This window comes from uncultured Winogradskyella sp., from assembly GCF_947498345.1.
Classification (GTDB): domain Bacteria; phylum Bacteroidota; class Bacteroidia; order Flavobacteriales; family Flavobacteriaceae; genus Winogradskyella.
In genome coordinates this window covers 173,644-196,581 of the sequence record NZ_CANMJY010000003.1, presented here as the reverse complement: position 1 = coordinate 196,581, position 22,938 = coordinate 173,644, and the positions used below count along the sequence as shown (strand labels likewise).

Sequence of the window (22,938 nt, the reverse complement as noted above, 5' to 3'; positions counted from 1 at the left end):
GTTTTGCACCATGCGCTACGAGATTAATTCAGAATATATCGAATACAAGGATTTCCTAGATGATTGTATAATTAATTTTGATTCTAAAGGAGAGTCATTTGGGAATCAAAAACGTAATTCACTTAAGTTATTTTCTAAAGGAGACTTAACTATAAACATTAAGTCATTTAAGATTCCAAATATTTTTAACCAGATTGCCTATAAGTTTTTTAGAAAAAGTAAAGCACAGCGCTCGTTTGAATATGCTTTGAAATTAAAAGAACTGGGAGTGGGTACACCAGATCCAATCGCTTATTACGAGTTTAGAACTACATTTTTATTTAAGAAAAGCTTTTACATCAGTGAGCAATTAAAATGTGATTTAACCTATCGAGAGTTAATAAATGATTTTAACTATGAAGATTATGAAAACATTCTGCGTCAGTTTACGAGGTTTACTTTTAGGTTGCACGAAAAAGGTATCGAGTTTTTAGATCATTCTCCTGGTAATACACTGATTACAAAAACGGACAAAGGTTATAGTTTTGCATTAGTGGACCTAAACCGTATGAAATTTGGTGTAATGGATTTTGATAAGCGTATGAAGAATTTTGCAAGACTATCAAAGTATAAACATATGGTTGAAATAATGAGTGATGAGTATGCAAAATGTATTAATAAACCTTATAACGAAGTATTTGAAGTAATGTGGAAAGACGTAAAAGCTTTTAGAGCAGTAGTTGATAGAAAGAAGAAACTGAAAAAACGCCTAAAGAAATAAGTTAAGAGCGCTTCGATTTTCTATATAATTCTCTAAGTTTAGCATACTTTAAAAAGGTAAGATGACCAGTTTGGTAGCAAATCATAAAACCATTAAACCCATCTAAAAACCCGAGTCTTAAAACATAAGCTTTAAAGAATGCCCAAGTGGGATTCCATATAAGTTTCCATAAAGGTGCAGTTTTGCCAAGCTTATGATAGGCTTCGGCTGAGATAGAAGAAAAACGTTCCATTTTTAAATTAAATTCAGAATAAGTTTGATACGTAAGGTGTAAAATATCTCCTTTTAATTGCCCTACTTTTTTAGAAGAATCAACTACAATATGGTCGTGTGGATTAATACCTTTCCATGTTGCTTTACGTCTGTCAAATACACGCAGTTTTTTATTAGGATACCAGTCAGAATGTTTTATCCATTGACCACAAAAATTATTAAAGCGGTTACAATAATAACCATCGTGTTGCCAATTGTTTTTTAAAGCAATTATGGACTGTTGAAGTGTTTCTGATAGCGACTCATCTCCATCTAATGAAACAATATAATTGTTTGAAGCTTTGCTCAGTGCAAAGTTTTTCTGTTCGATATAACCAAGAAATTCCTGCTCTATAAAGACGACATTAAATTTTTCGCAAATTGCTTTTGTATTGTCTGTTGAGTAGGAATCAACAACAATGATTTCGTCAGCGACATTGATAAGAGATTTTAGGCACTCTTCAATGTAGCGTTCCTCGTTATATGTGATGATGACTCCAGAAAATTTTATCATTTTACAATTATAGGTAACTAATAGGTTTTATTTGATAAAAGTTTATAATGTGTTTTCAACTTCCTAAACGTAGATATTTTTCGTTTTTCAGGGACTTGGTGTGTTGTTAGGTAACTCTCTACAGCTTCAACCATGCGCTTTGCAGACATACCATCATTGTAGGGATGATAATTTTTTATAATGCTTTTTCGTAACTCAGCATTACTATCACTATTTAGAGTTTCAGAAACTTCGTTGCTTAAATTCTCATAGGTTTTTAAATCTTTCCAAACAATGTTGCTCGAAATACTATTAAACGTTATCGCAGGTTTATCTAGCAATAAAAATTCGTAAACTACAGAAGAGGTATCACTTAAAATAATGTCTGAGATAATCAAGAATTTTGTAATGTCCTTCTCATTCTGATACACAATGTTGTCTGTAACTTCAGCGAGTTCTTTGTATTTAGTAATCCATTCTTCTGCCATTAGCGGATGGAACTTAAACAAAATAAGGTAGTCTTTATTCTCAGCGAGTGATTTAATTTCTTCCAGTAGGTGAGGAGCAGAAGTTAACTTGGGTGAAAAGGTTGGAGCATAAAGAATTATAGTTTTTGTATTGTACTTTTTAAGTAGGCTCTTCTTTTCTTTTGTTAATTCGTTATCATTTTTATAATATACATCAAGCTTTGGCCAACCTGTTTCAATAACATCAAAATCTTTGTGTTCTTCCTTTAATTCATTAAACCGATTGGTAAAATATGGGCCTTGAGTTAGGTAGAGGTCAAAATATTGTCGGATTCTAAAGTGCCCTTTTTTTTCACCAGCTAAACCATGAAATATTTGTGTTTTTAAGCCTCTTAGAAAGTATGGAACTTCATTTCCTGGCGCAAAAATAACATCGCTTTTAAAAGCTTTTATAGCTTTGACAGACGATGTATTGGGGTCTGATTGGTAAGGAAAACTAGTAATGATTTTTGGTGCTACATACCAAATAAAATCATGATTCTTTTCTACTAAAACTTCTTTAATTGGGTTTAAGATAGCGAATGCATAATTATTTAGACAGAAAAGCACAAACTTCATTACAAGGTCTTGTTTACTTCATTTAGATCTTCAACAAAATCTATTTCCATGCAATTGTATTGAGAAATATCAACCGCTTGTACTTTAAGGTTATCTTTTTCTATAGCTATTTCCATACCGCGTTCAAAATAGTCATTATCATCACATTCTTCTAAACGAGAAATAAAAGTTTTAATATCATTTGAAGAAATAAAATTAATGCCAACAGCTTCTCCAAGACCATTTTTCACTGTTTTAGATAGTTCGTTGATGTAACCATCCTTTAATGTGTATTTTACTTCTTCTTCAGCTACTTTACTCGTATTAACAGCAACGAAAGACTCATTAGCTTGTACATAAGGGTCTAAAATGTCTAGTAAGTTAACATCAAAAACCACATCGCCATTAAACCACATTACAGATTTATCTTTATGTTTTTTTAATGCTTGCAATAAGCTCTTTGAAGTATTAGTTCTATCGAAAAAAGGATTGTATACATAGGTCAACTCTGGGAAGCGTTCCATGATTAAATTCTTTTTAAAACCAACAACAACATTGATGTCATCTATATCGTAACGTGAAGCAATATTATCTGTTTGCATTTTCATAATGCTCTTACCGTTTTTTAATGGAGTTAAAGGTTTTGGAAATGGGTTTCCCAGTCGAGAACCTATACCAGCGGCAAGTATTATAATTTTCATATGGATTAAATCTTAAGTGCATCCAAAGATAAAGCTAATAATGAAGTAACAAAATAGCTTCTTCCATTAATATGAATTGTCATAGCTTTGCTCAATTAATAATTACCATTAAATTCGCTTTATGATTCAATTAAATGATGAATTTTATATAGGTGAAGGCGAAATACGATTTTGTTATGAGCATCCTCATAATAAGCAATTATGTATAAAAATTCCGCGCCCAGAAACAACGCGAGAGTATACCAATAAAGAATTATTGTATTTTAAGAAGCTATCTAAACGTAACAAATCTAAATATAGCTATCCATTTTATTCTGATTTTCATCATGAGGAAGCTACTAATTTAGGTCTAGGGCAAATTTTTGATTTGGTACGCGATGAAACAACAGGTGAAATTTCAAAAACTTTAGAATATTATCTCACTGAGAATAATATTATTGAAGATAAAAGATTAAAACAAGCTCTAGACGTTTTAAAACAACAAATGGCCAAGCATAAAGTATTTACAAGAGATTTACGAGCCAGGAATATCTGTTGTAAGCTAAATAAAGACGATTCTATTGAACTTATCATTATCGATGGAATTGGTCATAGAGACTTTTTTCCTTTTGCGGATTGGTTTCATTATTTTTCTAAAAAGAAAGTCGATAGAACCTTTACCAAATGGCATTTTGATAGTTTAGAAGACCAGCGGCAGTTTTTAATAAAAGATGCGAAGAAATAAAACTTTATTAAATCCTTTATAACACTTTTTCACTTACTCAATTTTAATATTCTAAACGCACCTTGAATAACCAATACGAAAACAATAGTGCCTATGATTAAATCGGGTGTGCCAGAATTTAACCAATTGACAAAAACACCAGCTATGATAACTCCCAAATTGATAATCACATCATTGGAGGTAAAGATCATACTGGCTTTCATATGAGCCTCTTCTTTACTCTTTGATTGTTGTAAAATATAAAGACAAATCCCATTAGCAATAAGGGCAAAAACCGAAACAATAATCATTGTTGAAAAGCTGGGTAGCTTCTCTAATCCAAAAAAACGTCTCAAGATTTCTGTAAATCCAATAATTGCAAGTACGATTTGAAAATAACCTGCTAGTTTGGCAATCCGCTTTTTTCTAATTAATGTTCCTCCAACCGCAAATAAACTAATACCATAAACAAAACTATCTGCAAGCATATCTATACTATCTGCTACAAGTCCCATAGATTTAGAAATAATACCTGTGGTCATTTCGATAATGAAAAAAGCAAAGTTTATGGCAAGTACAGCCCAAAGTAGTTTCTTTTGGTTTGTATTTTCTTCAAAATTTATTTTGTTAGTTTGTTCGGTTGAAATCCATTTTCCGCCAAGATTGAGATCTAGGATTGATGCTTTAATTTGTTCTGGTTCTCCTGTATGAAAAATAGCTAGTTGTCGGTTTGGAATATCAAATTCTAAATTCACAATACTTGAAATACCATCTAATTTCATTCGGATGAGATTTTCCTCAGACGGACAGTCCATTTTGGTAATTTCAAATATAGTTTTGTTCATTTATGAGGTGACTTCTATATTTAATAGCACTAAGAGTTGTTATGTTGTACGTTTTTCGAGCCAACCTAATATGTACTCTAATATATTATCTGGGCTTTTATTTAAGCTTTGCAAACCTAAGAACAACTTGTTTTTTGAGCTTATGTTTAGTTTCAACTTATACCATATTAAAGCCTTTTTGTAGGATCTAAAATATAGTAACTGCAAGTTGTTTTGAATTTTACAAGATCCATTCTTTATTTCTAAATGATTGGCTAGCGCCACAGGTAAAAATTGTTCTTTATTTCTAAACTTATACTTTATGTTTTTAGTGAAAACCCCAGGGTTATCATTAAAATAATTCGCTAATGTGGATTTGCGTATAGGATGTGGTGTATGCTTAAATCGGTATAACTTTTTAAAGCCTAGAAGTTGTGCAGCCTTTTCCTGTGCTTTTTTATGACCTGCCTTCTCTTTTTTGTCTTTCTTAAAAAGTTTATCAGATTCATATTTCTGCCAAAACCCTCTTAGAATTGGGAAACCGTTTTCAGTAAAAAAGTCTGACTTAGTTGTTGGGTTTATAATAAAAAAATCGTCATTAAGATATATAAAATACTCTGATAACTCAGGGATTCTATGTATGCATGTTTCTATAGTTCTACTATTAAAAGTTGGTAAGTTATGTTCTAAGCCTTTGAAAATACTATTATGGTCAATAATTTTCACCTTATCGTATTTACACTCAGACTTAGACTTATTAAGAAATTTTGGTATTTGGTTATCTGTAACAATATATATAGTATCGACAAAAGCTGCATATTTTAGAATTGAATTTACAGTATACTCAATTTCATCGACCTGAGCGTATCTGGAGTTAAAACTTCTTTCAGCATTGGCTTGTTCCTTTAGATAAGGAGCTATTTTAGCTTTGTAGATTTCCCCATTACCATCTACCCAAGATATCACAGCATCTATTTTTATGGTGTCAAGAGTTTTAGTAATCATTATAAAACAACAAGTTTAGTAAGTTATATCTTCTATGTGTTCAATCACATCTTGGTTAGCGTTAAGTTTTGGTAGTTTAAAATAATCACCAATAATTTTATTGTATGCTTCAGGATAAAATTTCTTTCTGGCATCTGAAGGATAAAATGTCATTTCGCCAAAAATGGTTTTTCCATTTACAGAATAGAAATCCACTCTAACAAAAGGTAATTTTTCAGCTAAGGTTTTAGATAAATTTACCATTTCTTTGAGGTTTGATGGTTTTTCTAATTCAGAAGAAATACTTTTATAACTTTTGCTTTTTCCAAAGGGGAGAAGATTAAACTCTAAATCAAAGCACCCTTGTTTATGATCTTCCTCTCTATCTAAATGAACATCAATAAACTTAGGATTTCCGTTAAAACAATAGAATTTATAATCTACCAAGGTGTTTTTATCATCTTCCTTTAAGAATTTTTCGATGATTATTTTTGGGTCAACATCTTTATAAGCCCATTCTTGGCCTCTTCTATAGTACTGGTTTTTACCTAACCATTTTTTAAATAGTTTAATAACTTTTTCCTTATTTAGATCCTCCTTGTTTTTTACAATAAAATTATGACCGTTGGTATGGTTTGCTTTTATAATAAATTTATTTGGTAAGTTCTCAAAGTCAATATCTTCAGGATTATCATAAACGGCATAAATTTCATTGAGGTATTGCTCACCAATTTTATCCTTTACATAAGATCTAACTTTATGTTTGTCAACTAGAGTGGTTAATATTTTTGGTCTAAAAAAAACCTTATACCATTCTATTTTTGCATTGAAATCTTCTGGGTTATCCAGGTCTAATTTTTTTCCCGAAAAATATTCGTAATGAATCTTAGCATAAAATTTTGGCGGTAAAAAACGCATTTTGCGAAGATGTCTTAGAAAAAAACGTCTAATTTTTTTTAGCATGCAAAAGAATGTTTGTTAGTAAAGATAATTGATTAAGTTTAATATTACTAGTACGTGGTTATGACAGTTGAGAAAGCCTATAGCCAAAGCCATCAATAACATATTGTTTGCAAGGAGCACATTTACCACAAGGCTTTTCACCAGACCTATGACAAAACCAGGTATTGTCCATTATATCAATAAAGTCATGATCTTCAGCATAATGCTTCATTTCTAATTTGGATAAGTAAATTAATGGAAATCTTATGTTCTTAAATAATTGACTTCTTAAAAAGCCTATTTTTTTGGGGTTTACAACCCAGTTTCTCCCACCAGTCTCGTCTTTAATTTCAATGAGTTCATCTATGCTAATTAGTTGATCTCTATCTTCCTTATGAAAACACTGTTCTAATGAATCATATTTTTGTGCTAAACAAGATAACCAATAGTATTGTTTACCAATGGGACGACGACGTTTAATTAACTTAAAGATAGTTTTTAGATAAACACTAGATTCTATGTCCTTTCTTTTTATAAGCTTAACAGGAAGAATCTTGCCGTTAGAGTTTTCGAATTTTTGTTCTATTTGCTTAGTCAGTAAAGTAATAGTTTCAATCTCCTTTTGGGCTGCAGGTCTGTTATGATCTATAACATAAATGGGTTGTATGGTAATACCGCGTTTATAAAGTTGAATAACTCTAAATGTAGAATCCCAACCTCCAGTCCATAGAAAATACATAACTTTTTTCATAATTATACAGCCACATCATATTCACGTAAAGCATCATTTAGCGATGTTTTTTTATCTGTGCTTTCTTTTCGTTTTCCAATAATTAATGCACAAGGAACTTGAAATTCACCAGCTTTAAATTTTTTAGTATAACTACCTGGTATTACAACCGATCGTGCTGGTACAATACCTTTCATTTCAATAGGTTTATCTCCAGTAACATCAATGATTTTTGTACTCATAGTTAAAACTACATTAGCCCCAAGCACAGCTTCTTTTTCTACTTTTACACCCTCAACGACAATACAACGGCTACCAATAAAGGCACCATCTTCAATAATTACAGGTGCTGCTTGTAAAGGCTCTAGTACTCCTCCAATACCAACACCACCAGACAGGTGCACATTTTTACCAATTTGAGCACAACTACCAACAGTTGCCCAGGTATCTACCATAGTACCTTCATCTACATAGGCACCTATATTGACGTAACTAGGCATCATAATAACACCTTTAGAAATATAAGCTCCATGTCTGGCTACAGCATGTGGAACAACTCTAATTCCTTTTTCTTTATAGTTACGTTTTAATGGAATCTTATCATGATATTCAAAAATGCCCACTTCAAAAGTTTCCATTTTTTGAATTGGGAAATATAGAACTACTGCTTTTTTTACCCATTCGTTTACTTGCCAGCCATTATCTATAGGCTCGGCAACACGCAATTTACCTTCGTCAATTAGGTTAATAACACTTCTAATGGCTTCTATGGTCCCACTATTAGTTAATTGGGAACGATCTTTCCAGGCGTTTTCTATAATAGATTGTAATTGTTGCATGCAAAAAATGTAATTAATTTTTCAAAGATACTTTTATAATAACATAGGCTAAAATTCTTTTTGTAAAAAAAAGTGACTTATAAAAAAAAGAGGTGTCTAAATAGTGTTAAGTGCGATGATAATCTATTATTAAATAAGTTTATCTGAGAATTTAATTAATAGCTAATTATGAAAACTCCTCTCCCCGTAAATTTTGAGGAGTTTTCTCTTTTGTGAGAAATATGTGACCAATTTTAATCTATTGTGTCTAAAGAATAATTAACATGATTTATTTTTAGAGGGAATAAAATCATAACTTAATTAATAGCTAATTAAAACGCTTCTTTTTGCTAAGAAGCGTTTTTTATTAGTACACCCATAATTAATGGGTCTGTAAAACATCTTTATAATTTTATTTTTTATTAAGATATTAATAAGTGCTTAAAAATCTATATGAACCACAATACTTAAAAAAGAATTCTTAATACGTATCTTTGCAAAACATGGGACGAATTTTAGCCATAGACTACGGGATAAAGCGTACAGGATTAGCTGTAACAGACGAGATGCAAATTATAGCTTCTGGTTTAACAACAGTTGAGACTAAAGATTTACTTGTGTTTTTAAAGGATTATGTAGCCTCTGAAAAGGTAAAAATGTTTGTGGTTGGTGAACCAAAACAGATGGACAATACGGCTTCAGAAAGTGAAGTGCATATTCAAAAGTTTTTAAGGCAATTGGCTGTTGCCATTCCTGAGATTCCTATTGAGCGTATTGATGAGCGTTTTACTTCTAAGATGGCATTTCAGACTATGATAGATAGTGGATTAAAGAAAAAACAAAGACAAAATAAAGCATTGATTGATGAAATTAGTGCCACGTTGATATTACAGAGTTACCTTTCTTCAAATTCTTAAATAAGTATTGTACTTTTGCATCCGAAAATAAACAAATTATGATATTACCAATAGTTGCTTATGGTGACGCTGTACTTAGAAAAAAAGCTAAGGAAATTGATAAGGATTATCCTAAATTAGATGCGCTAATTGAAAACATGTATGAAACCATGTATGGTGCTTATGGCGTTGGTCTGGCAGCACCACAGATTGGCGTACCTATTCGTTTGTTTTTGGTAGATACAGAGCCATTTTCTGAAGATGAAAATCTGTCTGAAAACAATAGAGAGCAGATGAAGAATTTTAAGAAAACATTTATCAATGCTAAAATTTTAGAAGAAGAAGGTGATGAATGGGCTTTTAATGAAGGGTGTTTAAGCATTCCTGATGTTAGAGAAGATGTTTTTAGACAACCTAAGATTAAGATTCAGTATCAAGATGAAAATTTTGAAACACATATTGAAGAATACGACGGTTTAATAGCCAGGGTTATTCAGCATGAGTACGACCATATCGAAGGCATTTTATTTACGGACAAACTATCATCGTTTAAAAAACGTTTGATAAAAGGAAAGTTGACAAACATTTCTAAAGGAAAAATTAGAATAGATTATAAAATGCGTTTTCCTGCCATGAGCAGAAAGCGTTAAACTAAATAAACGATAAATTGATTATTGTACTGAGCTTATCGAAACCTTAGAATAAGAAAAGAAAACTTCGATGAACTTAGTCTTAGAAAAAGACACCAATATGAGCTTAGATAAAATTTTAGCTATTTCCGGAAAACCAGGATTATACGAAATTGTAACACAGACTAGAACAGGTGCTGTTGTTCAATCTTTAATAGACAAAAAACGCATTACAGTTGGCGCACATAGCAACATTAGTATTTTGAGCGAAATCGCTATTTATACATTAACTGAAGAAGTGCCTTTAAAAGATGTTCTTAAAAAAGTTAAAGACAAAGAAAATGGTGCTCCGACGTCTATCAGTCATAAGGATGGAAAAGATACTTTAGAAGAATACTTTTTTGAGGTACTGCCAGATTATGATGAAGATCGTGTTTATGCTTCGGACATTAAAAAAGTAGTACAATGGTACAACTTACTTCAAAAGAACAGCTTATTAGATGCACTTGAAACATCTGATGAAGATAAAGACATTTCAGAAGAAGAGTAAATAATGTCTAATAAAGCAAACCAATTAAAAGCTTTTGAGCGCTTGTTAGTTATTATGGACGAATTGCGCGAGCAATGTCCATGGGATAAAAAGCAAACCATGGAATCGTTACGTCATTTAACCATTGAAGAAGTTTACGAATTAGGTGATGCTATTTTAGATAAAGATTTAGACGAAATAAAGAAGGAGTTAGGTGATATTTTACTGCATATTGTGTTTTATTCTAAAATAGGTAGTGAAACCAATGCTTTTGATATAGCAGATGTTTGTCATAGCATTTGTGATAAACTAGTGGAACGCCATCCGCACATTTACGGAGATGTAAAGGTTGAGAATGAGGACGATGTAAAGCGTAATTGGGAGCAATTAAAGCTTAAAGAAGGTAAAAAAAGTGTTTTAGAAGGAGTGCCAAAGAGTTTACCAGCCATGGTAAAGGCCAATCGAATACAAGATAAAGTCGCTGGGGTAGGTTTTGATTGGGAAGAACCAAAGCAGGTATTTGAAAAGGTAGAAGAGGAGCTTACAGAATTAAAATCTGAGATTGACAAAGGAAACAAAGATACTATAGAAAGTGAGTTTGGTGATGTACTATTTTCTATGATTAATTATGCACGTTTTCTAAAGGTAAATCCTGAAAACGCTTTAGAGCGTACCAATAAAAAATTCATAAAACGTTTTCAGTATCTAGAAGCTAAGGCTAAAGAATTAAATAAATCTCTGGAAGATATGACATTATCTGAAATGGATATCTTTTGGGAAGAGGCGAAATCACTTTAGCCTCCACATTCTGCATCTGCAGCGCAAAACATTTTTATGTTCAAGATATTTCCAAGAAGTATAAGTCCACTTCCATTAGAGGTGTCTATACTTGCTGAAAAAATTATATTTTCAGGATTTACACCAGTATTAAAAACCAAATGGGTAATCTCAAGGGCTCCTGTACTTGCAATGAAAGTAGAGTTGTTATCTATAAAATTTAAGGTTCCAAAAGTGTCAGCGGGAGTAATCTGAAAAGGCACAGAAGCTCCATCTACAAAATTTTGGTTATCAGATGTATTGTCATATAGTTCAATATTAAGTGTTCCTGTAACTGAAGGGTCAGAAGAAGTTGCAGTTATTTTGAGTTGCTGTTGGCCACCAAGTTCGTAATAATCATTATAGGTGGCGTTTATCTGATCTAAAATATAACTTCTACCATCAGAGAAAGTTATACTAACAGAACCATTTTCTTGCTGCTGTCCCTCTTCCGAATCGTCACTGTTAGAGCACGAATACATAAATACAAATAGTAATAGTGGTAAGTATTTTAAGAATTTCATTGTTTTTAGATTTATAGTTATAACTATAAATCGAAATATGTTAAAAATGTCATCACAAATGAAACAGAGGCTTATTTGTTAAAATTCTCAAAAATTTTAAAATGAAACATCTAATATTAATTTCTGTACGTAATTACAGTATATAGAAGCAAAACGTTTTTATAATCTTAGTAGGAGATCTTAATTATTTTTAAGCGGTTATAATTAAGGTTAATTTAGTTTAGTTAGGACAAAACCCATCTGTAGAACACAGATGGGTTTTGATTTTTAAGAATACATTCCGCGAATCTTAGCTAATTTCGCTTTCCATGTATCTAATTCTTTTTTATGGTTGGCAATATTTTTATGTACATCTTTTACCAATGGGTTGTCAGAATCTACATTAGAGAAAAACTGTAGGTTATTTTCTAGTTGAGTAATTTCTGACTGTACTTCACCAATTTTTTTACGAATAAAGTTTTGTTCATTATCAAGCAGCCTGGTGTCATTATCATTAGTGGCAAAATTTTCGAGCTTACTTTCAAACTTTACCATGTCTAATTTGGCCTTATCCATTTTTAGTTTATCAAAGGCCTCGTCAATAGCTTTGTAGAATTTGCCATCAATATAGCGTTTATTTTGTGGCACATGACCTATAGCTTTCCAATCAGCGATTTTTGCTTTTAAAGCCTCAATGTTAGCCTTATTATCACCGCCGAGCTCTATGGTTTTAATTTCTTCTAATAGTTTTACCTTTTTATCAAAAGCATCATAGAGGTGCTGATTTTCTGCTTTGCGCTCAGCGTGCATTCTATCAAAATAATGGTTGCATGCTGCTTTAAATTGTTTCCAGATTTTATCGCTGTCGCGTCGTGGTACATGACCAATTTTTTTCCAATCGCTCTGTATCTTCTTCATCAAAGGAGTAACCGTTTTAAAATCATCACTGTCCTTATTATCTTCAGCAATCTTAATGAGTTCTTTTTTCTTCTGAAGATTTTCGTATTGGTCTTTCTTTAATTCTTTATAGAATTTATTTTTCCCACGATTAAATGTTCTAACAGCACCTTTAAATTTAGCCCAAGTGGCCTCGTTTACCTTTTGTGGTACTTTACCTGCGTTAAAGAAATCTTCTCTTAAAGATTCAACCGCTTTTATTTTTTTCTGCCATGCACTATGGGAACTAGCCTTATCGTCTGCTATATTTTGAATTTTAGCAATAAGTTCTTCCTTTTTTTCAAGATTCTTTTCGTAGGCTTTATCTAGATCTGCATAATACTCTTGGCGTTTTTCATGGATGGCTTTTGTAGCATTACTAAAACGCTCCCAAATTTCCTCTCTATGGGCTTTGGCAACTGGACCTAGTTCTTCTTTCCATAGTTTATGAAGTACTTGTAACTCTCTAAAAACTCTATTTATATTGTTGTCTTTGGCGAGTTCTTCGGCGCGTTCTATGATTTTAATTTTTTGATCGTAGTTATGCTTAAAATCCATGTCTCGCAAATCGTTATTGAGATGCAAAAAGTCATAAAAGCGCTCCACATGATGATGATAAGTATTCCAGGCATTATTGTACTTATCTCTTGGGATCGGACCGGCATTACGCCATTTTTCTTGCAATTCCTTGAAGGTTTTGTAGGTTGTACCCATATTTTCTTCAACAGTAAGCAACCCCTTTATCTCTTCAATAATAGCTAATCTGTTTTCTAGATTTTGCTTAAGATTTTGTTCGCGTTCTTTGTAGTAACTACTTATAGATTGCTTATAATCTTTATAAAGTTGATTGAAAAGTCTTTTGGTATCGTTGGTATAGTAAAAGTCAATTTCATTGCCTCCATCTTCTACAAACTCTTCCTTTTTCTGTTCAAGCAACTCGTTATATTTGGCATTAAATTCTGCCTTAATTTGATTAACGTGTTTAGAAATTGTTTGAATTTTATGGTGCTTTAAAAGTCGATTGAGCTCTGTGGCCAAGTCTTGCATAGACATGGCGTGGTAGTCTTTTTCTTCAACTTCATGACGCTCAGAATTGGATTCGTCCTCAGCATCTTCGGCATTGGATGCTTCAATTTCGTCTACATGCTCTTCATTAGAATCTAAAGTAGTAGTTTCTGTATCGGTTATTGTCTCATTAGATGCCGTCTCAACGCTAGTTTCAGTTTTAGCCTCAATATCAGTTTTAGCTTCAATCTCAACCGTATTGGTCGCATCTTGTTTAGGAGTAGAATTGTGTGCCTCTACTTCTTTTTTTCCATCTGCTTCTTGCAGGTTATCAGTCTCAGACATAAGTCATAAATTTATTATAGGAGGTTAAAGATACTAACAACTCCTTGAACTACAAAGGAAATAGAGGGTTTGCTGTGTGTTAAGACTTCATCCAGATACTCCAAGCTTTTTCAGCCTGTAGTTTTAACATTTCTAACCCATTAATAGTTGTGGCTCCTTTAATGTCTCCACAACTCAAAAATTTAGTTTGTTCAGGATTGTAGATAAGATCGTAAAGAATATGATTTTCAGTTATGGCTTCGTACGGAATATTGGGACAGTTATTTACGTTTGGATAAGTGCCAATTGGTGTACAGTTGATTATAATAGTATAGGTAGAAATAATATCTTCTGTTAAATCTGAATACAAAAATTTTACACCTTCCTTTTCTGATCGCGATACGTAATCGTATTGGATTTTCAGTTTTTTAAGGGCATATGCTACAGCTTTTGAAGCGCCTCCTGTACCTAAAATTAAAGCACGTTTATGATGCTTTTTAAGATAGGGTTTGAGCGACTTTTTAAAACCGTAGTAATCGGTATTGTATCCTATTAATTTTTGATAGCGTGTAATTCTTATTGTATTAACAGCACCAATTTTTTTTGCACGTTTATTTAAATCATCCAACATTGGGATGACGTCTTCTTTATAAGGAATGGTAACGTTAAGGCCTTTAAGATTTGGTGTGTTTCTGATAATATCATCGAGTTCGTCTATAGATTTTATGTCAAAATTCACATAATTGTGAGGCAAATCTTCGTGCTTAAATTTTTTTAAAAAATAATCTTTCGAAAATGAATAGGAGATATTTCTACCTACTAATCCAAACTTAAGTTTTGAGTTTTCTTGTGTGTTGTCCATACCATTCTAATCCTAATACAATGAGGATTCCCAAAGCAATATAAGCAATTGCAGTATAAGTTTCATTGTTGAATTCTGGTAAATACCGCTTATAATTTGCAATGATTTGTTTTCCAGTAGAATCCAAAATAAAATTGCCGTTAGCATGAGTTTTATATATTGTTTCTTTCCAAGGCCAAACGACTCCAAGCGACCCAATTATAAAACCTGCAATAGTAGATAGGGTAATATTTTTGTAGTGTTTTAAGATGTAATTTAAGATATGAGAAAAGGTTACCAAACCGGTAACAGAACCTAAAGTAAATACGCCAAGAACTTTTAACATACGTACTCTGGCTTCATTTTTTATAAATTCAAAATTACCAGTTAATAGATCTGCTATTGTATCATACAAAGCATTAACAGAATCCACAAGGAGCAAAACATAATTGCCTAATAAAATAAGAATGAATGAGCCCGAAAAACCTGGAAGTGTCATGCCAGAGACACTAATGATACCACAGAAAAAAACAAACCATAGGTTATCATTCTCCATCGCAGGGTCTAGAAAACTTATACTAATACCTACTATGGCACCCAAAATGAGGGCAGTAATTGTTTTTATATTCCAGGCATTAAAATCTTTACTGATATAATAGATAGAGCCTAAGATCATTCCGAAGAATGTGCTCCATACATAGAGCTCGTAATTAACAATAAGGTAATCGAGGATTTTAGAAACACTAAAATAACTGACAATCATTCCTAAGAATAGCAGTCCTAAAAATTTACCATTTATATAGCGATAAAAACTCTTAAAGCGGCCATTAAAAAGTAGTTTGAATGCAGTTCTATTAACACGTTGAAGCGAATAAATAAACTCTTCATAAAAACCTGCAACAAAAGCTACTACACCACCAGAAACACCAGGTACCTTATTAGCAGCTCCCATAGCCAGACCTTTAATGACCAAGAAAATACGATCCTTAAGGGTTCTGGTACTTTGCATTAAGCCTTGTTTTTTTGATTTCCTAAACGTTCTAATATTAAGATCGTGCCAAAACCTATAATAATAAATACTATAGCCAATACCATTTGATTGTCTCCATTATATGATGAAGGTAAAATACTTTTGTCGAGTAGCGTTACTTCTTCGCCTTCAGAATTAATCCGGGTTTTTATAATTTCTTTCCAAGGCCATATTTTATTGAGAGACCCAATCATAAAACCAGTTAAAATGGCTAAGGTGAGATGTTTTTGGTGCTTAAACATCCAGTTTAAGGCTTTAGAAAAAACTTTGAGACCAATTACAGCTCCAATTGCAAGTAATACAAATTTTAAAAGTGCATCCTTAAAAAGTTCCATATCGCCATTAAATAAGCCATCTCTGAGATTATTTATAGTATCTATGGCGGTTTGATAAGCTCCTAGAATTAATAGTATAAATGCACCGGAAACACCTGGTAAAATCATAGCGATAATGGCAATAAAACCACAGAATAACAAATAAAATGGACTGTCTGGTGATGCAAAAGGTTCTGCTAGTGTGATGTAGTAGGATAGGATAGAAGTCACTATAATAGCAACGATGATCTTTACAGACCAAGCTTTTATTTGTTTCGCAATATAAATAATACTAGCTAAAACCAAGCCAAAAAAGAAGGACCACAATAAAACAGGCTCGTTGTGTAATAACCATTTTATGAGTTTGGCAAGCGACAAAATACTAATGGCAATTCCGGAGAATAATACCAATAAAAATGTACCGTTTATAGATTTCCAAGCCGTTTTAAACCCTTCGCGTTTCCACACCTTAAAAACGCCAAGATTAACTTTGTCAATACTTTCTATGAGTTCTTCGTAGATACCAGAAATAAAGGCAATAGTTCCTCCAGAAACACCAGGGACAACATCAGCCGCTCCCATGGCAATACCTTTGAAGGATATAATTAAGTAATCAAAAAATCGTCTTTGCATTCCTAAAATAAATAAGAACTGCTAAGGTATGATTTTTTTATACGAGTTCTGCTTTAAATTTATTCTAATAAAAACAGAAGTTGTATTAATTGGAAGTCTTTTTAGCTTCTGAAATTATGGCTTTTACCATAAGGTTTTCATTAAGTTTTGGAAATAGCTCCGAGATGATAAAGCTATAATCAGAATTCAGTGAAATTGCATTTTTTAGATGAAAACGTCCTTCTTCGGTTTGGTGAATCGTAAAGTGCAAACCGCCAAGTCTATATTCTATTTCTGCATTTTCTGGATAAAATTCTGCAGCCTGAATTAAATTATATATAGCCGCTTCATACTCACCTAAGGTTGTTAAGATATCACTTCTGTCTAACCATGTTTCTAGTTCGTAATTGCCTAGTTCTAAAGTACGCTTATAACCAATTTCTGCTTCTTCAAGGAAATTTAAGCGTTTGTTAATAGTAGCGAAAAGTTTCCAGTATAAAACGTTTTCACCATCAATATTTACGGCTTTGTTAATGTAATGTAATGCTTTAGGATAGTTAAGGCGCTTCATATAAAACTTGGTGATAGCAATCCATCCTTTATCTAGTAAAGCATCTTCTTCTACTGTTTTTTTGAAAAATTGTAAAGCCATATCTTCTTGCCCAAGTTTTTCATAGCAATGCCCAATTCTTAAGAGCGCAAAAGATGTAGGTTCATCTAGTGCTAAAGTAATTTTATAGTTTTCTATAGCATCTTTGTAATGCTTTAATTTCTCCAGTACTTTTCCTTTTTCTATATAAGCGCCAACAAAGGTGTCATCAGAAATAATAGCAAAATCAAAAGCAGCATTGGCTTTTGCATAGTCTTTTATAGTAAAATATTGACGTCCTAATTGATGCCATGCAACTTCACAATAGGGATGGTTATCTAAAAATGCGTTTAAATATGTTATGGCTTCTTCATTTTGGTCTAAAAAGTCATAGCAATAGACCACGTTATGTAAGGCAGAATAATCGGAAGTGTCAGTTTCCAAACATTTTTTAAAGTAGATTATAGCATTTTCAAACTGATCTAAAAACAGATATTCCATTCCAACTAAAGCATATAAATCGGCATCATCACTTGGGGTACTCGACATCTCTATAGCAATCAATAAAGTATCTATAGCTTTTTGATGTTGATCTTGTTTAGATAGTACATTCGCTTTTTGAATAAAAATTTCTTCATTATTAGGTTCTAAATTGTGAAGCAAATCCAAAATATCATTGGCTTCATGAAATTTATTTTCTATGACTAAAATTTCTACCTGAAATAATCTTAAGTTAATAGATGTTGGATGTTGTTCAAGACCAAGCTTAATGGCACGTTTTGCTAATGCAATTTTACCGTTTTCGAGGTAGTGGTGGATAATGTTTTCGAATTCACTTGAATCAAAAAACAAAATATCATTTGTTTTTAACATGGATTCAAATCGGGTAAGCGGAAAATTTTCGTCGTTGTGACTGTAATTCATATAGCGGTTTAATGATTCACTAGAATAAAAGTACAGTTATCATTTGCTCTTCGTCGATTATAGAGCTAATGTTTTTAACAAATTAATTAACATTGAAATAAAACTTAACTTAAAGATTGTTTTAAATTAAAAGCCAATTAATTGAAATTAAAAGCATTAGGTTACTGAGAATCTAAAATTGAAGTGATCAGCTTACAACCTTTAATGATGTCTTCGTTAGAAATGGTTAGTGGAGGAGTAATTCTGATGGCTTTGGGTTCAAAAAGCAACCAAAATAAAATCAAGCCTTGCTCTTGTGCTTTAAGGATAACATCATTTACCAACTCTGAATTTTCGAGAATTGCTGCGAGCATTAAACCACGACCTCTTATAGTCTTAATATGCTTATGTTGCAGGTGTTGACGTATTAACTGCTCTTTTTCCAGCGCTTTTAGCATAAGGTCAGTTTCAGTGATTTCTTTTAAAGTAGTTAGAGCTGCTGCTGCTATAACTGGGTTGCCACCAAAAGTCGTAATGTGTCCTAATTTTGGATTTTCGCTTAGCACATGCATCATTTCTTTTGAGGCTGTAAATGCACCTATGGGTAAGCCTCCACCTAACCCTTTACCAGTTACGAGAATATCGGGTTGGCAATTGTAATGTTCAAAACCAAAAAGTTTTCCGGTTCTGCCCATTCCAGGTTGTATCTCATCTAATATAAAAACAGCTCCAACTTCACGGCAACGTTCTTGTACGTTCTTTAAATAATTTTGGTTGGGTTCAATAAAACCGGCACCTCCTTGTATGGTTTCTAAAATGACTGCTGCTGTATGTTCTGTAATCTGATTTAAATCAGCTTCAGAATTAAACGTTATATGTTTTATATCTGGAATTAGCGGAAAAAAAGGTGTTTTACGTTCTTCAAAATCCATTAAGCTTAATGAACCCATGGTGTTACCGTGATACGCATTTTTAGCAGCAATAATTTCGCTTCTACCTGTATATCGTCTGGCTAATTTAAGGCTCCCTTCAATAGCTTCGGTACCCGAATTTACCAAATAGGTACTTTCTAAAGGTGCGGGTAAATGTTTTGCTAAAAGTTTAGATAACTCAAGCGCAGGTTCTTGTATGTATTCTCCATAGACCATTACATGGAGATATTTATCTAATTGCGTTTTAATGGCATTGACCACTTTAGGGTGCGAATGTCCTAAACTGCATGCAGACACACCAGCAACAAAATCGAGATAAGCTTTGCCATTTTTATCATAGATATAAGAACCTTTAGCATGGCTAACCTCCATCGCTAAAGGATGAGGTGTCGTCTGCGCCTGATATCTTATAAAGTCGTGCCGCAAGTATTACTGTTGTTTGGTTTGTGAAGGATCAAAAGGTTTAGGTTTCCCTTTTTTGGGCGTAGCAGCACGCTTTTTGGGTACATTTCTAGCCGCTTTATTGGTCTTTTTGGGTGTTGCTTTTCCCGCTTCTTCAATACGTTTTTCTACATCTTCATTAGTAAATTCTTCTGGAGGTACGTATTCTTCTAAGCCTTTAATAACTGGTAATACTAAAGGAGGATCGTCTTTAAATAAATCGTCTACAGAGTTTGGTCGTTCTTCACCTCGCCAATCAAAGCCCCTAAGTTTTCTTCCGCTTTTTGGGAAATCGGACTCAGGGAAAATATTTCCATCAATTTGGTTAATAAATCGCACTTCGTCAATGGCTTTTTCAACAATTTGAATATTGATACTTCCCGATTTAGATTTTTGTATACCGATGAGTTCGTTTTTATCGTTTCGCATATAGCGAATCGTTTCAGCATTTTTTATAATATCGACATTGTACAACTCATTGTCTTTAAATAAGCCAATGAGCCGTTGCCCCTTAACTTGGTTAAAAGCATCCTCGCTAATGGTATCTTTGCTCACTAAAAATGCATTGTTAAATACTTTTAGTGAATCTAGTTTTTCGGTCTCAACATTAGAAATTAAATGAATAGTATCTCCTGTCATTTGATTACCTAAATTCCATAGCACAGGTTTTCGGGCAATGGCAAAGGCATCTGTAGAACTAAAACGATCTAAGTTAATAAATTGTGTTACTCCTGTTTGGTGATTAACATGAATAGAGTCTGATTTACCTGCTAAATCACTCTTGTAAAGCCGTGCATTGTAAAACGCTCTTGTAATACGATTATCTGCTTTACCTGTAACCATTAAGGTATCTGCATGTAAATAGACCGAATCTTTTTCTTGTACCGTAATGGCTAAAGCACGTTTGGTGATAAATAAGGAGTCTTTATCGCGCCAAACTTCGGCATAATGCCCTTTAACAATACTATTATTAATGGTGTCTGTAACGGTAATATTGTTAGTGGCTGAAGCAAAACTTCGGTTTCTGTCAAAAAAGAGACTGTCACCTTCTACGACTCTGTTTTCATAATTAATTTTTGCATTGCGCTGAAAATAGCCCGTATCGTTATTGGTATCATAAAAACCACGTTCGCAATAGACTTCACTGGTTTCGCCTACAATAGTAGAAGGTCCAAACAGGTAAGCATGACCATTATCTGGAAAGAAGTCAAGTCGCTCAGTATTTAAAGTGTAATCTGGATTGACCAAAACCACATCTTTTGTAAATTGATACTTTCTGGCATTCATATAATACCTACCGATTTGGCTTGTAATTGTACCCGAAGAGTCGCGCACCACTTTACCTTTGGTATTGTAGTAGGCGAGCTGACGTGTTCGGTCTAAATAAAGCTTATCTGTGGTTAGTGTGGATTGTGGTTCGGTTAAAACCACATCTCCTTGTGCAAAAGCCAATTCTGTTTTACCACTGTATTCCACATATTTAGCGACCATATTAATGGAATCTCCCTGCTTCATTACCACATTACTAAAGGCTTCAATAAACTCCTGATCCTGATAGTAAATGGCTTTATCACAGAATAGGTTAACGCCATTGTGTACAAAGTGTACCTGTTGCGATTCGTCTCTTAAAAATACTAATGCACCTTCCTCAATATCGGGATTCGATGAGGTATTGCCAGAGTACTGCACCGTTATTCTTTCTTTTCCTTGCGAAAAGCCAAATACGGAGCTACAAAGTACCAATAAAACAAATAGATTCTTTAAACTCTTCAAAGCATTATATTTTTTACAAATGTAACGAGGAATTATGAATTTGATTGTATAAAAAATGCTTCAATATAGATTGAAGCATTTTTTGTTATTTATAAATATTTAGGATAGCATCTATTTTTTGATGTTAAACGTTATTTCACTCATATTTTGTTTATTACTTTTTAAAAAGACGATATAAAAACTTAATGATAAGGCATAATAGCATTAATACGAGAATGGTCCATAAAACTAATAAAGGTTCGAAACTATATAATTCTTTGATTTTTGTTTCCATTGTCAATTTTTTAATGAGTCTTTTTTGCGAGTACTGGTAGTTACTTTTAATTTAGATTTTCCGAATCTTTTTCTCATTAACTTAACAATAGAGTCGAACTCTTTCATGTTTTTAACATGAAAAGCATTGTTAGGGTCTAAGGTGTCAGATAATCTAAAACTGCCGCCACTTTTCTTTACATATCTTTCCATTTGTATAGAAACTTTTAGCTTTTTTGCATTGTATTTTTTAGAATAAAAAGAATCTAAGTGCTGTTTTAAGTTGTTAGCCTTCACCGAATCTTTTAGTGCTAGATACAATTCTGCTACAATGGTGTCTTTAGGTTTTAGCAGATTAATTTCTAATGGATTTAAATCTAAATTTCCTTTAATATTATCTAAGGCAACTGCTCTTTTAATACTATGAGTATTATAGTTAATCACTTTACAGCTCATACATACTATGCATAGTAGCGTCATAAAAATTAAGACCTTAAGTAGTTTCATAATTGTTTAGGATAGCATCTATTTTTTGATGCTGAACGTTATTTTACTCATATTTTGTTTTTGTAATACTCATATTTTAAGTCAATATATTTGATGATTTTTTCTATAAAGTTTTATAATTAGGATTATAAAGAATATTATGATTGTTATTGTTTACAACCCTCTATACGTTCTTGTTTGGTTAACGTCCACACGTTAATAGATTTGCTTTTTAATTTGTTTATTGAGTTTGGTATAATTAACTCAATTTCAATAATACTCTCGGTTGCAATTTTATACTTAGTATCTTCAACTAAATATCCATTTACATAAACTTCATTTTTTTTATCTAATCCAAAAAAGCGATTTAAATCACATTGAGATTTGCTTTTTACTTTTTGATCTAAATCTACTAAGATGATTCCATTTTCACTTAGATTATAGAACCTATGATCTTTACGGTTGGGTTTGTCTTTCATTACGCTGATTTTAGCAACAAACTGTTTATTATTTTTGATAATATCGTAGTTAGAAATAATATTGTCATTAACAATTATTGTAGGGCAAATACCATGCGTTTCTGGTAACTTTGTATACTTTTCTTGTGCATTGATATTCAAAAAGAATAGAAATAATATACTTGCAACTGAAAACTTTATCATACTATAAGAAGCTGTATTATGTTGTTTATCCATAGAGATTTGATTGTTTTTTCTATTTCATTAAATTTTCTCTATTAACTTTATATTACTTTTTTTTTCTAATGACTTTATATAAGTGTTTTCCTGCAAAAAATATTATTGCCAGAAATATTAAAAACAATATTATTTGTAATATAAATACTTCGATTCCGGGT

At 32.4% G+C, this 22,938-nt stretch carries 24 protein-coding genes; 6 read left to right on the top strand and 18 right to left on the bottom strand.

What is annotated here, in order from left to right:
- The first annotated feature begins 10 nt into the window (after nt 1–10).
- Complete coding sequence (locus tag Q0912_RS05800; RefSeq protein WP_299112947.1) at nt 11–760, top strand: lipopolysaccharide kinase InaA family protein; 750 nt, start codon at nt 11–13, stop codon at nt 758–760.
- Nucleotide 761: 1 nt separating this feature from the next.
- On the opposite strand, the gene Q0912_RS05795 is transcribed toward Q0912_RS05800, so the two are convergent.
- From Q0912_RS05795 to Q0912_RS05785, 3 genes are read right to left on the bottom strand one after another with little or no spacing between them, the layout of a single operon-like run.
- Nucleotides 762–1,526: a glycosyltransferase family 2 protein gene (locus tag Q0912_RS05795; RefSeq protein ID WP_299112946.1), complete on the bottom strand. Its 765-nt coding sequence runs from the start codon at nt 1,524–1,526 to the stop codon at nt 762–764.
- Nucleotides 1,527–1,543: 17 nt separating this feature from the next.
- Entirely contained in the window at nt 1,544–2,590 is a 1,047-nt protein-coding gene (locus Q0912_RS05790; RefSeq protein WP_299112944.1) for a CDP-glycerol glycerophosphotransferase family protein, read from the bottom strand.
- On the bottom strand, nt 2,590–3,270 hold the full coding sequence (locus Q0912_RS05785; protein ID WP_299112942.1) for a phosphocholine cytidylyltransferase family protein: 681 nt from the start codon (nt 3,268–3,270) through the stop codon (nt 2,590–2,592). Before Q0912_RS05785 ends, Q0912_RS05790 begins: the two co-directional genes overlap by 1 nt.
- Nucleotides 3,271–3,391: 121 nt before the next feature.
- Here Q0912_RS05785 and Q0912_RS05780 point away from each other — a divergent pair, with 121 nt between their 5' ends.
- Nucleotides 3,392–3,994, top strand: a complete 603-nt coding sequence (locus tag Q0912_RS05780; RefSeq protein ID WP_299112940.1) for a YrbL family protein — start codon at nt 3,392–3,394, stop codon at nt 3,992–3,994.
- Between the two features lie 29 nt (nt 3,995–4,023).
- Here the strand turns inward: Q0912_RS05780 and Q0912_RS05775 are convergent, their stop codons facing one another.
- From Q0912_RS05775 to Q0912_RS05755, 5 genes are read right to left on the bottom strand one after another with little or no spacing between them, the layout of a single operon-like run.
- Nucleotides 4,024–4,818 (bottom strand): cation transporter, encoded by a 795-nt coding sequence (locus Q0912_RS05775; RefSeq protein WP_299112938.1) that lies wholly within the window; start codon nt 4,816–4,818, stop codon nt 4,024–4,026.
- A gap of 39 nt (nt 4,819–4,857) precedes the next feature.
- On the bottom strand, nt 4,858–5,802 hold the full coding sequence (locus tag Q0912_RS05770) for a hypothetical protein (RefSeq protein ID WP_299112936.1): 945 nt from the start codon (nt 5,800–5,802) through the stop codon (nt 4,858–4,860).
- A gap of 15 nt (nt 5,803–5,817) precedes the next feature.
- Nucleotides 5,818–6,744 carry an ATP-grasp fold amidoligase family protein gene (locus Q0912_RS05765; RefSeq protein ID WP_299112932.1) on the bottom strand — a complete coding sequence of 309 codons (927 nt, stop codon included), beginning with the start codon at nt 6,742–6,744 and terminating at the stop codon, nt 5,818–5,820.
- Between the two features lie 58 nt (nt 6,745–6,802).
- Nucleotides 6,803–7,474: a hypothetical protein gene (locus tag Q0912_RS05760; protein ID WP_299112930.1), complete on the bottom strand. Its 672-nt coding sequence runs from the start codon at nt 7,472–7,474 to the stop codon at nt 6,803–6,805.
- Nucleotides 7,475–7,476: 2 nt separating this feature from the next.
- Nucleotides 7,477–8,292: a 2,3,4,5-tetrahydropyridine-2,6-dicarboxylate N-succinyltransferase gene (locus Q0912_RS05755; RefSeq protein ID WP_299112928.1), complete on the bottom strand. Its 816-nt coding sequence runs from the start codon at nt 8,290–8,292 to the stop codon at nt 7,477–7,479.
- Between the two features lie 482 nt (nt 8,293–8,774).
- Here Q0912_RS05755 and ruvX point away from each other — a divergent pair, with 482 nt between their 5' ends.
- The 4 genes from ruvX (at nt 8,775) to mazG (ending at nt 11,123) form a co-directional block, all read left to right on the top strand.
- A complete protein-coding gene (gene ruvX / locus Q0912_RS05750; protein WP_299112927.1) occupies nt 8,775–9,188 on the top strand; it encodes a Holliday junction resolvase RuvX in 414 nt (137 codons plus the stop codon).
- A 38-nt stretch (nt 9,189–9,226) separates the two neighbouring features.
- Complete coding sequence (def, locus tag Q0912_RS05745; RefSeq protein WP_299112925.1) at nt 9,227–9,817, top strand: peptide deformylase; 591 nt, start codon at nt 9,227–9,229, stop codon at nt 9,815–9,817.
- A gap of 100 nt (nt 9,818–9,917) precedes the next feature.
- On the top strand, nt 9,918–10,346 hold the full coding sequence (locus Q0912_RS05740; protein ID WP_299113181.1) for a DUF5606 domain-containing protein: 429 nt from the start codon (nt 9,918–9,920) through the stop codon (nt 10,344–10,346).
- 3 nt (nt 10,347–10,349) lie between these two features.
- Nucleotides 10,350–11,123 (top strand): nucleoside triphosphate pyrophosphohydrolase, encoded by a 774-nt coding sequence (mazG, locus tag Q0912_RS05735; RefSeq protein WP_299112924.1) that lies wholly within the window; start codon nt 10,350–10,352, stop codon nt 11,121–11,123.
- Here the strand turns inward: mazG and Q0912_RS05730 are convergent.
- The 10 genes from Q0912_RS05730 to Q0912_RS05685 all read right to left on the bottom strand — a co-directional run bounded on the left by Q0912_RS05730 (nt 11,120) and on the right by Q0912_RS05685 (nt 22,777).
- On the bottom strand, nt 11,120–11,665 hold the full coding sequence (locus tag Q0912_RS05730; RefSeq protein WP_299112922.1) for a hypothetical protein: 546 nt from the start codon (nt 11,663–11,665) through the stop codon (nt 11,120–11,122). The two genes, mazG and Q0912_RS05730, sit on opposite strands and share 4 nt — an antisense overlap.
- Before the next feature lie 267 nt (nt 11,666–11,932).
- Nucleotides 11,933–13,930: a DUF349 domain-containing protein gene (locus tag Q0912_RS05725; protein ID WP_299112920.1), complete on the bottom strand. Its 1,998-nt coding sequence runs from the start codon at nt 13,928–13,930 to the stop codon at nt 11,933–11,935.
- Between the two features lie 79 nt (nt 13,931–14,009).
- Entirely contained in the window at nt 14,010–14,771 is a 762-nt protein-coding gene (locus Q0912_RS05720; protein WP_299112919.1) for a shikimate dehydrogenase, read from the bottom strand.
- Nucleotides 14,740–15,759 (bottom strand): DUF368 domain-containing protein, encoded by a 1,020-nt coding sequence (locus tag Q0912_RS05715; RefSeq protein ID WP_299112917.1) that lies wholly within the window; start codon nt 15,757–15,759, stop codon nt 14,740–14,742. Before Q0912_RS05715 ends, Q0912_RS05720 begins: the two co-directional genes overlap by 32 nt.
- On the bottom strand, nt 15,759–16,727 hold the full coding sequence (locus Q0912_RS05710) for a DUF368 domain-containing protein (RefSeq protein ID WP_299112915.1): 969 nt from the start codon (nt 16,725–16,727) through the stop codon (nt 15,759–15,761). Before Q0912_RS05710 ends, Q0912_RS05715 begins: the two co-directional genes overlap by 1 nt.
- An 85-nt stretch (nt 16,728–16,812) precedes the next feature.
- Nucleotides 16,813–18,219 (bottom strand): tetratricopeptide repeat protein, encoded by a 1,407-nt coding sequence (locus tag Q0912_RS05705; protein WP_299112913.1) that lies wholly within the window; start codon nt 18,217–18,219, stop codon nt 16,813–16,815.
- A 161-nt stretch (nt 18,220–18,380) separates the two neighbouring features.
- The gene (locus tag Q0912_RS05700) at nt 18,381–19,556 is read right to left on the bottom strand and encodes an aminotransferase class III-fold pyridoxal phosphate-dependent enzyme (RefSeq protein ID WP_299112911.1); all 1,176 of its coding nucleotides are present in this window, start codon (nt 19,554–19,556) and stop codon (nt 18,381–18,383) included.
- Between the two features lie 3 nt (nt 19,557–19,559).
- The gene (locus Q0912_RS05695; RefSeq protein WP_299112909.1) at nt 19,560–21,344 is read right to left on the bottom strand and encodes an OstA-like protein; all 1,785 of its coding nucleotides are present in this window, start codon (nt 21,342–21,344) and stop codon (nt 19,560–19,562) included.
- 276 nt (nt 21,345–21,620) lie between these two features.
- The gene (locus Q0912_RS05690) at nt 21,621–22,052 is read right to left on the bottom strand and encodes a hypothetical protein (RefSeq protein ID WP_299112905.1); all 432 of its coding nucleotides are present in this window, start codon (nt 22,050–22,052) and stop codon (nt 21,621–21,623) included.
- A 197-nt stretch (nt 22,053–22,249) separates the two neighbouring features.
- On the bottom strand, nt 22,250–22,777 hold the full coding sequence (locus tag Q0912_RS05685; protein ID WP_299112903.1) for a hypothetical protein: 528 nt from the start codon (nt 22,775–22,777) through the stop codon (nt 22,250–22,252).
- Nucleotides 22,778–22,938: the final 161 nt, after the last annotated feature.